We start from the raw sequence: 13269 nt of genomic DNA on the forward strand, positions 1-13269 counted from the left end.
CCTTGTCATTTCGGGTGCAGCGCGGCAAGCAACATCGGCATTGCAAGTAAAGCGTGGCAACCCATGACGCCGGGAGCATGGGTTGCCGCAGTGCGGTAGGCCTTTAAATGACGATGTACTTTCATTATTCCGGCTGGCTTTTTATGACCGCTTTGGTGGGCGCGCTGCTCATCGATCACCTGTGGGGTGAGCCGCCTGCGCGCCTGCACCCGGTGGTATGGATGGGCAACTACCTGGGCTGGGCAGGGCGCAGGGTGCAGCGCGTGGCTTGGCAGCCGCTTGCCCCGGCTACGGGCGATGTGGCAGCGTGCCCCAAAGATTACAAGGCATTTTGGCTTGCAGCCCTTTATTGGATTGCGGGAGCAGCTCTGTTAACTGTAGCGGCGTGGCAACTTGAAGCCGCCGTGTTGAGGCTGCCAGAAGCGCTGGTCAATTGGGTCAGCGCGGTCAGTAGCAGCCCTGCCAACATGACCGCAGCCATCATCGCAGCACCCAACATCTACGAGACCAGCATGACTGCGGGCAATCTCAGCGCGCCATGGCGGCTGGCCGGGCAATTGCTTGGCGCCGTGATGCTGGCGCTGCTGCTCAAACCACTGCTGGCCTGGGCGATGTTGAAACACGAGGTGCTGGCGGTCGATGCCGCGCTGGACGAATCGTTGACTGCGGGCCGCGCGCGCCTGAGCTGGCTGGTGAGCCGTGACACCACCGCGCTGACACAAGCGCAGGTGCGTGAAAGCGCCATCGAGTCGCTTGCCGAAAACCTGAATGACTCGGTGGTGGCCCCCATTTTTTGGTTCGTTTTGCTCGGTCTGCCTGGCGCGGCGCTGTACCGTTTTGCCAACACGGCCGATGCCATGTGGGGCTACAAGGGCGTTTACAAGGGCCACAACTGGGAATGGGCCGGCAAATGGGCGGCGCGTGCCGATGACGTGCTGAGCTGGCTACCTGCGCGGCTTACCGGCTTGCTGCTGTGGTGGGTGAGCCTTGCGGTGCGGTCTGTCCGCTCGGATGCCAATGCCCATTTGGCTGTGACCTCATCGGACAATAAGGGCCGATTGGGATGGGGGCCGCGATTCAGTGCGTGCCAGTTGCGCCGCGAAGCCCGCAAAACCCCGTCACCCAACAGTGGCTGGCCGATGGCGGCGATGGCGCTGGCACTGAACATTCGCCTGGGCAAGCCGGGTGTTTACACGCTGAACCCTGCGGGTAGTGCGCCTCAGCGGGCAGACACGCAGCGTGCTACAGAATATGCATCAAAAGTGCTTGTAACCCTTGTAATAATTGCGCTAGTAGCTATCTATGTGATAGCATATTTTGGCGCTGGACAAGCATGACCCAGCCACGTATTCATGGAGGAACAGACGCTTTGGGCGTGCCGCAGCATGACTTTTCAACCAACAGCAACGCCTGTGGCCCATGCCCGCAAGCCTTGTTGGCGGTGCAGCAAGCCGATGCCAGCCACTACCCGGATGCCAGTTACACCGAGCTGCGTGCGCAATTGGCCGCGTTCCACCAGGTGGACGCCGGGCGCATTGTGCTGGCAGGCAGTGCCAGCGAATTCATCTTTCGCATCACCGCTTGCGTGGCGCGTGGTGTGGGCAGGGCAGAAGGCAGCGGCGCGTTGCATTGGCCTGACCCGCTCCTGCGGCCAGCGGTGCAACTGCCACCCCATGCCTACGGTGACTATGCCCAGGCTGCGCAGGCCTGGGGTTTGCCACGGGTGGCGCTAAGCGCAGAAGCCGCTCTGGTCTGGGCCTGCGAGCCGTCCAGCCCCTTGGGGCAAGCCCACGTTGAGTGGCCCGCTTGGCTGTCGGCCACCAAGCCCAGCACATCTGCCGAGTGGCCTGATGGGCCATCGTCCGAGGTCAGCGGGCCGGACAGCATGGCGGCGTGTGTGCCAATCAGTGTGCCGCATGGTTTGCCAATCTGCGTGCTCGACTGCGCCTATGCCCCACTGCGCCTGAGCGGTGTGAGCAGTTTGAGCGCGGCGCAGCGCAACCAGCTTTGGCAGCTTTTTACCCCCAACAAAGCGCTCGGCCTGACCGGAGTGCGTGCTGCCTATGTGATAGCGCCTTGCGCAATGAATGTAAGCGTTCAAGGGCAAATAGACGCAACAGTTTTAGAACTGAATCAGCTCGCCCCGTCCTGGCCCGTGGGCGCGCACGGTGTGGCCATGCTGCAGGCTTGGGCCAGCCCGGCAGTGCAGGCGTGGCTGGCTGTTTGTGTGCCCGTGCTACGCGGCTGGAAGGCCCGCCAAGTGATGATGTTGGAAAGTTTGGAATGGACGGTTCAGCCCAGCGAGGCCAACTTTTTTTGTGCCAAACCGCCTAAGCCCCTAGACCTGACCGCCTTGCGCGCGGACCACGGCATCAAGCTGCGCGACTGTGCCTCGTTTGGACTGCCAGGGCATGTGCGCGTTGGCGTTTTGCCACCGCAGGCCCAGGACGCTTTGGCGCAAGCCTTGCAAGGCGATTGAAGCCTTTAAGGCACGATAAATGGCATTACATGGCGCTACTATTGATGCTTGAAACTGAAGGAGATCGCCACGCCACCTGCAAGCGAGCCGCAATGATGGTGCTTGATGGCCTGCTGGCGCGGTTGATACGCGCAAACCGCTGACAAGCACAAGTGCCCTATAAAAATGAACCTCGACTACACCACCCTCGACATGCAGCGCCGCCAGCATCCGGCCTGGCGTTTGCTCGCGGCGGACTCGGCGCCGCTAGTGGCAAGTTTTTTGCACCGTGTGTTTGTGGTGCCGAATGTGCGGGTGATGGCGCAGTCCAACTTGGCCGAGGCGCTCGAAGACACGCTGTATGGTCTGCGCGAGTTATTGGGGGAAAGTAAGGGCGCCAAGGCGTTCCCTAAATCAGCGCAAGAGTATTTGAACGACTGGGCCGCCAATGACAAAGGCTGGCTGCGTAAGTTTTACCCGGCTGGCTCGGACGAGCCGCATTTCGACCTGACCCCGCCCACCGAGCGCGCCCTGGCCTGGCTGGGCAGCTTGTCGGACCGGTCCTTTGTTGGCACCGAATCACGCCTGCTCACGCTGTTTGGTCTGCTCAAGCAAATGAGTTTTGGTGCCGAGACCAACCCACAAACCCGCCTGGCCGAGCTTCACAAGCAGCGCGATGCCATTGACGCGGAAATCGCTCGCGTGGTGGATGGCAACATGGCCTTGCTGGACGACACCGCGCTCAAAGACCGCTTTCAGCAATTTACCGGCCTGGCGCGTGAGCTGCTGGCAGATTTTCGGGAGGTAGAGCACAACTTTCGCGCGCTCGACCGCACCGTGCGCGAACGCATTGCCTTGTGGGATGGCGCCAAGGGCACCCTGCTGCAAGAGATTATGGGCGAGCGTGATGCCATTGCCGAGTCTGACCAGGGCAAGAGCTTTCGGGCATTTTGGGATTTTTTGATGTCGCAGTCGCGCCAGGAAGAATTCACTGAATTGCTGGCCCGCGTGCTGGACTTGCCGCCAGTGTCGGCATTGGCGCCCGATGTACGCTTGAAACGTGTGCATTACGACTGGTTGGAGGCAGGTGAATATGCCCAGCGGACCGTGGCGCAGCTCTCGCAACAGTTGCGCCGCTTTCTGGACGACAAGGCCTGGCTGGAAAACCGCCGCATCATGGACATCTTGCGCGGCATCGAGGGCAAGGCCTTGGCGCTACGCGACACCGCACCGGCTGCCTTGCGCACCCCCGATTTCATGCAGATCGATGAGATTGGCGCGGGTGTCGATTTGCCGCTGGAGCGCCCGCTGTACCAGCCGCCGCTGCAAACCGCACTCACCAGCGTGGCCCTACAGGCGGGCGATCAAGATGTGGATGCCAACGCCCTGTTTTCTCAGGTGCGGGTAGACAAGGCGGCGCTCGCCGGGCACATCCGCAAGTCGTTGCAGACCCGCGCGCAGGTCACGCTGGCGGAACTGCTGCATACCCGGCCACTGGAACAAGGCCTCGGTGAGTTGGTGGCCTATCTGCAACTGGCAAGCGAATCAGCAAACTCGGTGGTGGATGAGACCACGCAGGACACCGTCATGTGGCAGGTGCCAGACCATCTGCAAATGGCAGAAACCACGCAGGCCGCACAAATCCCGCAAACTGCGCCCTCAATGCAGACCCCGCCGCCCGCTTTGACCGAACCCACCCTGCGCCGCGCCACCTTGCCGCGCGTTATTTTTGTCAGGAGTTGAGCATGCAAGACCTCGATATAAACATGCAGGAGCCCGCGTCCGACGCCGTTGCAGCTAAGGCTACGGTGATGCAACCCGACCTGACCAGCCTGGTTGTGCCCTTATTAAAAGGCGTGCTGTACCGCGAAGATGACGCTGCCCAATGGGCTGCCCTGTTGCAGTTGTTGCCCAGAGTGCGCGATTACGTGGCAGTGTTAGCGCTGGAGCTGGTGGTGGACGAGGCCGAGGGCTACGCCTTTTTGCGCTCGCAGCCGCAAAGTGACGACACAAGCCCGAAGCTGCCGCGCCTGGTGCGCCGCCAACCCTTGAGCTTCTCTGTGAGTTTGCTGTTGGCTCTGTTGCGTAAAAAGCTGGCCGAATTTGATGCCAGCGGTGGCGACACCCGGCTGATCTTGACGCGCAGTGCGGTGGTGGAACTGGTGCGCGTCTTTTTGCCCGCAGGTTCCAACGAATCGCGCCTGATCGACCAGATCGAGACCCAACTCAATAAGGTGATTGAGTTGGGCTTTGTGCGCCGCCTGAAAGCCCAGGCAGACAGTGCATCAAGCCGTGCCTCGCAAGAACCGGTGTATGAAGTGCGCCGCATCCTCAAGGCCTTTGTGGATGCCCAATGGCTGGCCGATTTTGATGAGCGCCTGACCGCTTACCAGGCGCAACTGGTGGCGCCCCTCACCCTGGAGCCAGATGATGAGTGACGACACCGCGACACCAGACCTATTTGCAAGTGGGCCATCGCTTGATCTTGGTGCTGTTCGCACTCTGGCCGGTTTTCGCATCACGAGCCTGGAAGTCTTCAATTGGGGCACGTTCGATAAGCGGGTGTGGACGCTGGCGTTGGATGGCCGCAATGGGCTGCTGACCGGTGACATCGGTTCGGGCAAATCGACGCTGGTGGATGCAATCACCACACTGCTGGTGCCTGCCAACCGCGTGGCCTACAACAAGGCCGCCGGTGCCGACGCGCGGGAGCGCTCGCTGCGCTCTTATGTGCTGGGGCATTACAAATCTGAGCGCAATGAAACCAGTGGCAACGCCAAACCCGTGGCGCTGCGCAGCGCCAGCGACTATTCGGTGATTTTGGGCGTGTTCCACAACACGGGGTTTGACCAAACGGTCACGCTGGCCCAGGTGTTTTGGATGAAAGACACGTTTGGCCAGCCCGAGCGGTTTTACGCGGTGGCCGATAGGGCGCTGTCGCTCAAGGCAGACTTTTCTGACTTTGGCACTGCCGTGCCGGCCCTGCGCGCGCGCCTGCGTAAAAGTGGTGTGAGCTTGTTTGACAGTTTTCCGCCTTACAGCGCGCACTTTCGCCGCCGCTTTGGCAACATGGGCGAGCAGGCGCTGGACCTGTTTCACCAAACGGTTTCGATGAAATCGGTGGGCAACCTGACCGACTTTGTGCGCCACCACATGCTGGAGCCCTTTGACGTGGCCCCGCGCATTGCCGGGCTGCTGGCGCATTTTGACGACCTGAGCCGCGCCCACGCCGCCGTGCTCAGGGCCAAGGAGCAGGTCGACTTGCTCACGCCCTTGGTGGCTAACTGCGACAAACATGCCGCCTTGGTGGCCAGCGTGGCTGAGTTGCGCCTGTGCCGCGAGTCCCTCAAACCCTGGTTTGCCAGCCGTAAACAGGTTCTGCTGGATCAGCGGCTGGAAAACCTGGGCGTTAATCTGGCCAACGAGTCGGCCAAGGTCGAGCGCCTGCAAACCCACAAGCAGGGCTGCCAAGCCAAAGAGCGCGACTTGCGCCTGACTATTGCCCAGAGCGGCGGTGACCGCATTGCGCAAATTGAGGCCGACATCCGACGCCAGCAAACCGAGCTGTACAAACGCCAGAAAAACGCCCAGCGTTACGACGAGCTGCGTTTGAGCCTGGGCCTTTTACAGGTGGCCAACCGCGAAGAGCTTCAAACCCAGCAGCAAGGCTGTGCCCAGCGCCGCGCGATGGACGCCGAGCGCGAGGTAGCGCTGCAAAACGAACTAACCGAGCGCGGTGTTGATCTGGCCCAGGGGCGCTTTGAGCACAAAGGCCTGGCAGACGAAGTCAAGAGCCTGCGCGCACGGCGCAGCAACATCGATGCGCAGCAAATTGCCATGCGCGCCGCGTTGTGCCAGGCGCTGGGCCTGCTTGAAGACAGCATGCCGTTTGCCGGCGAGCTGCTGCAAGTGCATGACGATGCGCGCGACTGGGAGGGCGCTGCCGAGCGCGTGCTGCACAGCTTTGCGCTGTCCTTGCTGGTTCCAGATGCGCATTACGCCCGGGTGGCGCAGTGGGTGGACGACACGCACCTAAAAGGGCGGCTGGTGTACTTTCGGGTGCGCGAAGGCGGCCGTCTGGAACGGCCGCCATTGCACGCGCAGTCGCTGGCGAAAAAGATTGCCGTCAAGCCGGACTCAATGTGCTACAGCTGGCTGGAGCATGAGGTGGCACGCCGTTTTGACATCGCATGCTGCACCACGCAAGAGCAGTTCCGTGCCGAGCCCCGCGCCATTACCCGCGCCGGACAAATCAAGGCGGGCGGCGAGCGCCACGAGAAAGACGACCGCCACCGCCTGGACGACCGCAGCCGCTATGTGCTGGGCTGGAGCAACGCCGCCAAGCTGGGTGTGTTAGAGGGCAAGCTGCGCGTGCTGGAGGCGCGCCTTGGGGAGCTTGGCAAAAAAATAGGCGACGTGCAGCAAGAGCAAGCCACCATTCGCCAGCGCCTGGAGACCCTGGCCAAGCTGGTCGAGTTTCAGGACTTTAGCGACCTGGACTGGCCCGCCAACGCCCGCGAAATATCGCGCCTGACAGACGAGCGGGCTGCGTTGGAGGCCGCCTCTGACGTATTGGCCGCGTTGATGCAGCAACTCAAAGCGTTGGAAGACGAGTTGAAGAAAACCGAAGACCAACTCATTGAACAGCGTGACAAGCGTTCCAAAACTGAGCAAAAAATTACCGATGCGCAAACCTTGCGCCGCGAGGCCGATGGCTTGATGGCACAGGCGCCAGAAGGGTTTGCACAGCAGGTACAGCGCCTGGAAGCCTTTCAGCAAGAGATGCAGGGCGAGGCAAAAAAAGATGCGAAAGGCGAGGCGAAAGGCGAGGCGAAAGGCGCTACCCCACTCACAGTCGAATCCTGCGACAGCCGCGAACGCGAGATGCGCGATGCCCTGCAAAGCGCCATCGATGCCGAAGATGGCCGCGCCAAGTACGTGCTGGAGAAGGTCATTGATGCCATGCGATCTTTCAGCAACCGCTTTCCCGTCGAGACGCAAGAGGTCGATGTGTCGGTGGGCTCTGCGGGTGAATACCGCAGCCTGCTGCAGCGTCTGGTGGCCGACGATTTGCCGCGTTTTGAGGCCGACTTCAAACGCTCGCTCAACGAGAATACGATCCGTGAGGTGGCCAATTTCAGCTCGCAGCTGAGTAAAGAGCGCGAAACCATCAAGGAGCGCATTGAGCGCATCAACAAGTCGTTGACGCAGATCGACTACAACCCCGGCCGCTTCATCACGTTGGAGTTTCAAACCGCCACCGATGCCGAAGTGCGTGATTTTCAGACCGAGCTGCGCACTTGCCTGGACGGGGCCCTGAGTGGAGATTCTGCTGGCAGTGGCCAAGACAGCCAGTATTCCGAGGCCAAGTTTTTGCAGGTCAAACACATCATTGAACGCTTGCGCGGCCGCGATGGCCAAACCGACCAAGACCGCCGCTGGACCGCCAAGGTGACCGATGTGCGCAACTGGTTTGTGTTTGCTGCCAGCGAGCGCTGGCGCGAGGACAAGCGCGAGCATGAGCATTACTCGGACTCGGGCGGCAAATCCGGCGGGCAAAAGGAGAAGCTGGCCTACACCATTCTGGCAGCCAGCCTAGCCTATCAGTTTGGCCTGGCCTGGGGCGAAACACGTTCAAAAAGCTTCAGGTTTGTGGTGATTGACGAGGCCTTTGGCCGTGGCTCAGATGAGTCGGCGCAATACGGATTGCAGCTGTTTGAGAAACTCAACCTGCAGCTGCTCATTGTCACCCCGCTGCAAAAAATCCACATCATCGAGCCCTTTGTCTCCAGCGTTGGCTTTGTGCACAACGCCGAGGGAAGGGATTCGCGGCTGCGCAATTTGAGTATTGAAGAATATCGGGAGGAGAAGTCCAAGGCGGCATCTTCTGAAAAGAATGCGAGGTGAAATGGAAACTACTTGCCGCGTACATCACACTCGCCCTTGGAAGCGCATCGCTTCGATCATCCATCACCGGGCCATCGCCCTGAGGTTTGTATATGCAGATTGAATCCATAGAAGTCAAAAACTACCGACTGTTCCGCGACACCAAGCTGGAGAACATCCCGCGCCTGTGTGTGCTGGTCGGCGCCAACGGCACGGGCAAGTCCACATTATTCGATGTGTTTTCCTTTCTCAAGGACGCTTTGGAGATGAATGTGGGTAAGGCTGTTGCCAAACGGGGTGGCTACAAGGAACTGGCGAGCAGGGGGTTTACAGACGAGCCGATTGAACTCACGCTGCAATTTCGGCTGGAAATCACGGGCTATGAACGTCTGGTGACCTATGTCCTGAAAATTGAACCCGACAAGACGGGGCGCGCTGTCGTGGCCCGTGAAATCTTGCGCTATAAGCGCGGCGCCAATGGCAAGCCGTACCATTTTTTGGACTTCACCTATGGAAAAGGTTACTCCATCACCAATGAGGAAGATTTCTCCAAGGCCGAAGAGGCTTTGAGACGAGAAGATCAGGAGCTTGATGCCCCCGATATCCTTGCCATCAAGGGCCTAGGTCAGTTTGAGCGGTTCAAGGCTGCAAGCGCCTTCCGGTTGATGATTGAGAACTGGCACATCTCCGACTTTCATGTGTCCGAAGCACGTCCGAGCCAGGAAGACGGCTTTGCCGAGCATCTTTCCACCCGTGGCGACAACCTACCGCTGGTGGCTAATTTTCTCTACGAAAACCATCAAGATCGCTTTAACCGTGTGCTTGAATCCATGAAACGTCGCGTGCCCGGGATCAGCTTGGTTCAGCCCGAGCAGACTATTGATGGCCGTCTTGTGCTCCGTTTTCAGGACGGCAGCTTCAAAGACCCCTTCATCGCACGCCACGTTTCGGACGGCACCATCAAGATGTTTGCCTACCTTGTGTTGCTCAACGACCCCAAGCCTTACCCGTTGCTGGCCGTGGAAGAACCCGAAAACCAGCTTTACCCCGAGCTATTGCCCGAATTGGCTGAAGAGTTCCGTGACTATGCCCGGCGCGGCGGGCAAGTGTTCATTTCGACCCATTCTCCTGACTTTCTAAATGCACTGACGCTCAATGAAATTTACTGTCTGCGTAAAGTCGCGGGCTTCACCACGGCGACTCAGGCAAGCGACTCTGAAAACCTGCGTTCGCTCTTCGAGGCGGGTGACCTGCCGGGTTACCTGTGGAAGCAGGGACTGTTTGAGGGTTTGAATCGATGAATGGTCGCGTTATTTTCATGCTCGAAGAACCCTCCATGAAAATTTTGCTTGATGGGCTGTTGCCCCGACTGTTGCCCGGTTGGGTCGAGGGCGAGCATTTTCAGTGCATCAAGCATGATGGCAAAAGCGACTTGGACCGCAGCATTCCCCGCAAACTCAGCGCATGGCGCATTCCCGGTGACCGGTTTGTTATCGTGCGTGATAACGATAATGCCGATTGCATCAAGCTCAAAGCGAGGTTCAAGGCTATTTGCGAAGCGAATGGCCGACCGGACACTTTGATCCGCCTTGTCTGTCAAGAATTGGAAAGCTGGTACGTGGGTGATCTACAAGCCTCGGCACAGGCCTTTGATAACCCGAAATTGGATACACCGGCATTGCGCAAGCGTTTCGCAGTACCAGACGACTGGCAAAAACCGTCTGTTGAACTGAGCCGCTTGGAGCCCACTTTCCAAAAGGGCAGCGGGGCACGGGCTATGGCACCCTGTTTGCGTGAAGCCGGAAACATGTCAAGCAGCTTTCAGATGTTTGTGAATGGCGTGCGACGAACAGCCGTAGACTTGGGCTATCAAATTTGACGCCGTGCTTCAGCGATTTGTCCGTATGACCTGGACCACTCCCGCCGACCTGCGCGCCCAAGTTCAAAAACTCTGGGACAAAGGCGACTTGCTGCGCCCTTGCGTGCGGGGCGCACAGGTGCCGCCCCGGCGCTTGCGGCTTATCGGGCCGAGTTCGACCGAACTGACCGAGCGTTTTGACGACGTGCGGGCCTGGATGAAGGCGCTGGGCTGCAATGCGCCTGCGGACAGTGCGCCGCGCTGGCGCATCGTCATGCGCGAGTTTCGCCATCGCGTGTTGGGCAGCAACGCCGTGCCGGATGAGGTCTGGCTCGACACCCTCGAGGACCTGCTGGCGTTGATCGGCAAGCAAAAAGACGCCAGGCGCTTTGCCAGCGTGGTGCAGTTGACCCGTGCGCAGCACCCGGTTTTGCTGCCGTGGCTGGAAAAGCGCACCTTGAACGCGCTGGACTTGGCCGATGCTTGGCCGCGTTTGCTCAATGTTGTCTCCTGGTTGCAAGCCCACCCGTGCCCCGGCATTTACCTGCGTCAAGTCGATTTGCCCGGCGTCGACAGCAAATTCATCGAGGCCAACCGGGGTGTTCTGTCTGAACTGCTGGACCTGGCCTTGCCCGAGCAGGCCATTGATGCCAGCACCAGCGGGGTTAGCCAGTTTTGCAGACGCTACGGCTTTAAGGATAAGCCGCTGCGCATCCGCTTTCGCTTGCTGGACGCTTCGCTGCTCGCCCCACAGCAACCCGGCCGACGGCCGACCCAAGGTTTGTCAGTGCGCCAAGGCCAGCCAAGATCCCAAAGCCAGTCAATGCTGCAAGGCTTGCTGACCGCTGGGGCGGACCAGGACATCGCCCTGACGCAGGCCGACTTTGCCCGTTTGCAGCTACCGGTCAGCCGGGTCTTTATCACCGAAAACGAGGTCAACTTTCTGGCATTTCCGTCGCTGCCGGACAGCCTGGTGATCTTTGGTGCAGGCTATGGTTTTGAGGTGCTGGCCGATGCCCATTGGCTGCATCGGTGCAGCTTGTATTACTGGGGCGATATTGACACGCATGGCTTTGCCATCCTGGACCAGTTGCGTGCCCGGTTTCCGTCAGCGCAATCGCTGCTGATGGATCGTGCTACCTTGTGCGCCCACCAAAGCCAGTGGGGCAATGAGCCGCAGCCCGTGCAACATGACCTGCCGCGCCTGGATGCTGTTGAGTCCGCGCTGTTTGATGAGTTGCGCTGCAAGCGGTTGCATGCCAATTTACCGACCAACAAAGCGCCAGAAAGCGCTGTGCGCCTGGAACAGGAGCGCATTGGGTTTGACTGGGTGCGCGCGGTGTTGGCGGCATTGCCACCAACGCCACCGAGTTTCTTGGCAAGCAAATCTGAATCTGAGTCCACATGAAATTTAAAGAAAATAAGCCTCTAGCCCATATAAAAAAAGCGCAAGTAGCTATAAATTTAATAGTTTTAAGCGCCTTGAAGGTTTGCCCATGACGGCCCGTTGCATCATGGTTCTGGGCACCACCAGTGGTGCCGGCAAAAGCTGGCTGACCACCGCGCTGTGTCGCCATTACGCGCGCCAAGGCCTGAAGGTTGCGCCGTTCAAAGCTCAAAACATGAGCAACAACGCCAGAGTTGTTGCCCCCTTGGAGTGGCCCGGCGGCGGGGCGGTCGCCAGCGACAGCGGGCAAGGCGAAATCGGATCAGCCCAGTACTTCCAGGCGCTGGCCGCCAAGGCGATTCCAGAGGTTCGCATGAACCCCCTGCTCTTGAAGCCCGAGGCAGACACGCACAGCCAAGTGGTGCTGATGGGCCAGGTCAGCGCCGAACTCACCGCCATGCCCTGGCGTGAGCGCAGCAACCATGTCTGGCCGCAAATTGCTGTGGCGCTGGACCAGCTCAGGGCTGAGAACGACGTGGTGGTGATTGAGGGCGCGGGCTCCCCGGCCGAGATCAACCTGCACAGCTGCGACATCGTCAACATGCGCGTGGCCTTGCACTGCAACGCTGCCTGCCTGCTGGTGACCGACATCGACCGTGGCGGCGCATTTGCCCACCTGTATGGCACCTGGGCGCTTCTGCCAGAAAACGAGCGCGTGTTGATCAAAGGCTTTGTTTTAAATAAGTTTCGCGGTGACGCCAGTCTGCTGGCCCCGGCACCGCAGATGCTGCAAGACCTCACCGGCATTCCCACGGTGGCCACCTTGCCCATGTGGTGGCAGCACGGTTTGCCGGAAGAGGACGGGGTTTTTGATGACCGAAGCACCGCCAAAGGCGTGGTCACGCTCACAGTGGCGGTGGTTGCCTACCCGCGCATCAGCAACCTGGATGAGTTCCAGCCTCTGAAAAACATCCCTGGCGTGCGCTTGATGTGGGTGCGTTCCCCGTCAGAGTTGGCTGGGCTCAAGCCCACGGACTGGGTCATTCTGCCCGGCTCCAAAGCCACCACGGCCGACCTGGCCTGGCTGCGCGCGCAGGGTCTGGATGCGGCGGTGGCGCGCCACGCAGGGCAGGGCGGCGCAGTGCTGGGCGTGTGTGGTGGCCTGCAAATGCTGGGCGAGGCGCTGATTGACCCGAGCGACATTGAAGGCAACGCCCCAGGCTTGGGCTTGTTGCCACTGGTGACGGTGTTTGAGACGGACAAAACCGTGCGCCACACCCAAGCGCGGTTTGCGGCAGACATGGTCAAGTCTGAAAACCCCTGGACTTTGCTGGCTGGTGTGCCAGTCAGTGGCTACGAAATTCACACGGGCCAAACTGCGCAACACCCCGCGATGGCCAAGGCGGGCGACGTCGCACGCGCTGTGTTGCCCGATGGCCTGTGCTGGCAAAACGCCTCTGGCAATGTGCTGGGTATTTACCTGCACGGCCTGTTTGAAGACTCGGCAGCGCTGCAAGCCCTGTTTGGCGCACGCTTAAGCGGCCCGGTGCCCACGCTGGAGACGGTGTTTGATCGCTTGGCCGACTTCATTGAAACCCACTTCGAGCCCGGCGCGCTTGATGCCTTGCTGACCCAGCCTCAGTCTATGGCAAAAAATAATACGTAAATCAGGCTCTAGGT

Annotated in this window: 9 protein-coding genes; all 9 read left to right on the forward strand. The window is 60.0% G+C overall.

The features are described from left to right. The first annotated feature begins 107 nt into the window (after positions 1-107). The gene (cbiB, locus tag PHQ58_RS13325; protein WP_300111708.1) at positions 108-1337 is read left to right on the forward strand and encodes an adenosylcobinamide-phosphate synthase CbiB; all 1230 of its coding nucleotides are present in this window, start codon (positions 108-110) and stop codon (positions 1335-1337) included. Beyond that, on the forward strand, positions 1334-2479 hold the full coding sequence (locus PHQ58_RS13330) for an aminotransferase class I/II-fold pyridoxal phosphate-dependent enzyme (RefSeq protein WP_300111710.1): 1146 nt from the start codon (positions 1334-1336) through the stop codon (positions 2477-2479). The genes cbiB and PHQ58_RS13330 overlap by 4 nt, the downstream gene beginning before the upstream one ends. A 165-nt stretch (positions 2480-2644) precedes the next feature. Further along, positions 2645-4201: a DUF3375 domain-containing protein gene (locus PHQ58_RS13335; RefSeq protein ID WP_300111712.1), complete on the forward strand. Its 1557-nt coding sequence runs from the start codon at positions 2645-2647 to the stop codon at positions 4199-4201. Between the two features lie 23 nt (positions 4202-4224). Next, the gene (locus PHQ58_RS13340) at positions 4225-4896 is read left to right on the forward strand and encodes a DUF4194 domain-containing protein (protein ID WP_300111748.1); all 672 of its coding nucleotides are present in this window, start codon (positions 4225-4227) and stop codon (positions 4894-4896) included. Continuing rightward, on the forward strand, positions 4889-8365 hold the full coding sequence (locus tag PHQ58_RS13345; RefSeq protein WP_300111714.1) for an ATP-binding protein: 3477 nt from the start codon (positions 4889-4891) through the stop codon (positions 8363-8365). The genes PHQ58_RS13340 and PHQ58_RS13345 overlap by 8 nt, the downstream gene beginning before the upstream one ends. Before the next feature lie 92 nt (positions 8366-8457). Then, positions 8458-9645, forward strand: coding sequence for an AAA family ATPase (locus tag PHQ58_RS13350; protein ID WP_300111715.1), 1188 nt, complete (start codon positions 8458-8460; stop codon positions 9643-9645). 35 nt (positions 9646-9680) lie between these two features. Next, positions 9681-10223, forward strand: a complete 543-nt coding sequence (locus PHQ58_RS13355) for a cytoplasmic protein (protein ID WP_300111717.1) — start codon at positions 9681-9683, stop codon at positions 10221-10223. Positions 10224-10248: 25 nt separating this feature from the next. Further along, positions 10249-11610 (forward strand): DUF3322 domain-containing protein, encoded by a 1362-nt coding sequence (locus PHQ58_RS13360; protein WP_300111719.1) that lies wholly within the window; start codon positions 10249-10251, stop codon positions 11608-11610. An 88-nt stretch (positions 11611-11698) separates the two neighbouring features. After that, on the forward strand, positions 11699-13255 hold the full coding sequence (locus tag PHQ58_RS13365; protein ID WP_300111721.1) for a cobyric acid synthase: 1557 nt from the start codon (positions 11699-11701) through the stop codon (positions 13253-13255). Positions 13256-13269: the final 14 nt, after the last annotated feature.

Origin of the sequence: Rhodoferax sp., assembly GCF_028688795.1 — a bacterium.
Taxonomy (GTDB): Bacteria; Pseudomonadota; Gammaproteobacteria; order Burkholderiales; family Burkholderiaceae_C; genus Rhodoferax.

Bases quoted from the DNA above. Each gene is read 5' to 3' on its own strand.
- cbiB (WP_300111708.1), top strand. From the start codon at position 108: ATGACGATGTACTTTCATTATTCCGGCTGGCTTTTTATGACCGCTTTG.
- PHQ58_RS13330 (WP_300111710.1), top strand. From the start codon at position 1,334: ATGACCCAGCCACGTATTCATGGAGGAACAGACGCTTTGGGCGTGCCG.
- PHQ58_RS13335 (WP_300111712.1), top strand. From the start codon at position 2,645: ATGAACCTCGACTACACCACCCTCGACATGCAGCGCCGCCAGCATCCG.
- PHQ58_RS13340 (WP_300111748.1), top strand. From the start codon at position 4,225: ATGCAGGAGCCCGCGTCCGACGCCGTTGCAGCTAAGGCTACGGTGATG.
- PHQ58_RS13345 (WP_300111714.1), top strand. From the start codon at position 4,889: ATGAGTGACGACACCGCGACACCAGACCTATTTGCAAGTGGGCCATCG.
- PHQ58_RS13350 (WP_300111715.1), top strand. From the start codon at position 8,458: ATGCAGATTGAATCCATAGAAGTCAAAAACTACCGACTGTTCCGCGAC.
- PHQ58_RS13355 (WP_300111717.1), top strand. From the start codon at position 9,681: ATGAAAATTTTGCTTGATGGGCTGTTGCCCCGACTGTTGCCCGGTTGG.
- PHQ58_RS13360 (WP_300111719.1), top strand. From the start codon at position 10,249: ATGACCTGGACCACTCCCGCCGACCTGCGCGCCCAAGTTCAAAAACTC.
- PHQ58_RS13365 (WP_300111721.1), top strand. From the start codon at position 11,699: ATGACGGCCCGTTGCATCATGGTTCTGGGCACCACCAGTGGTGCCGGC.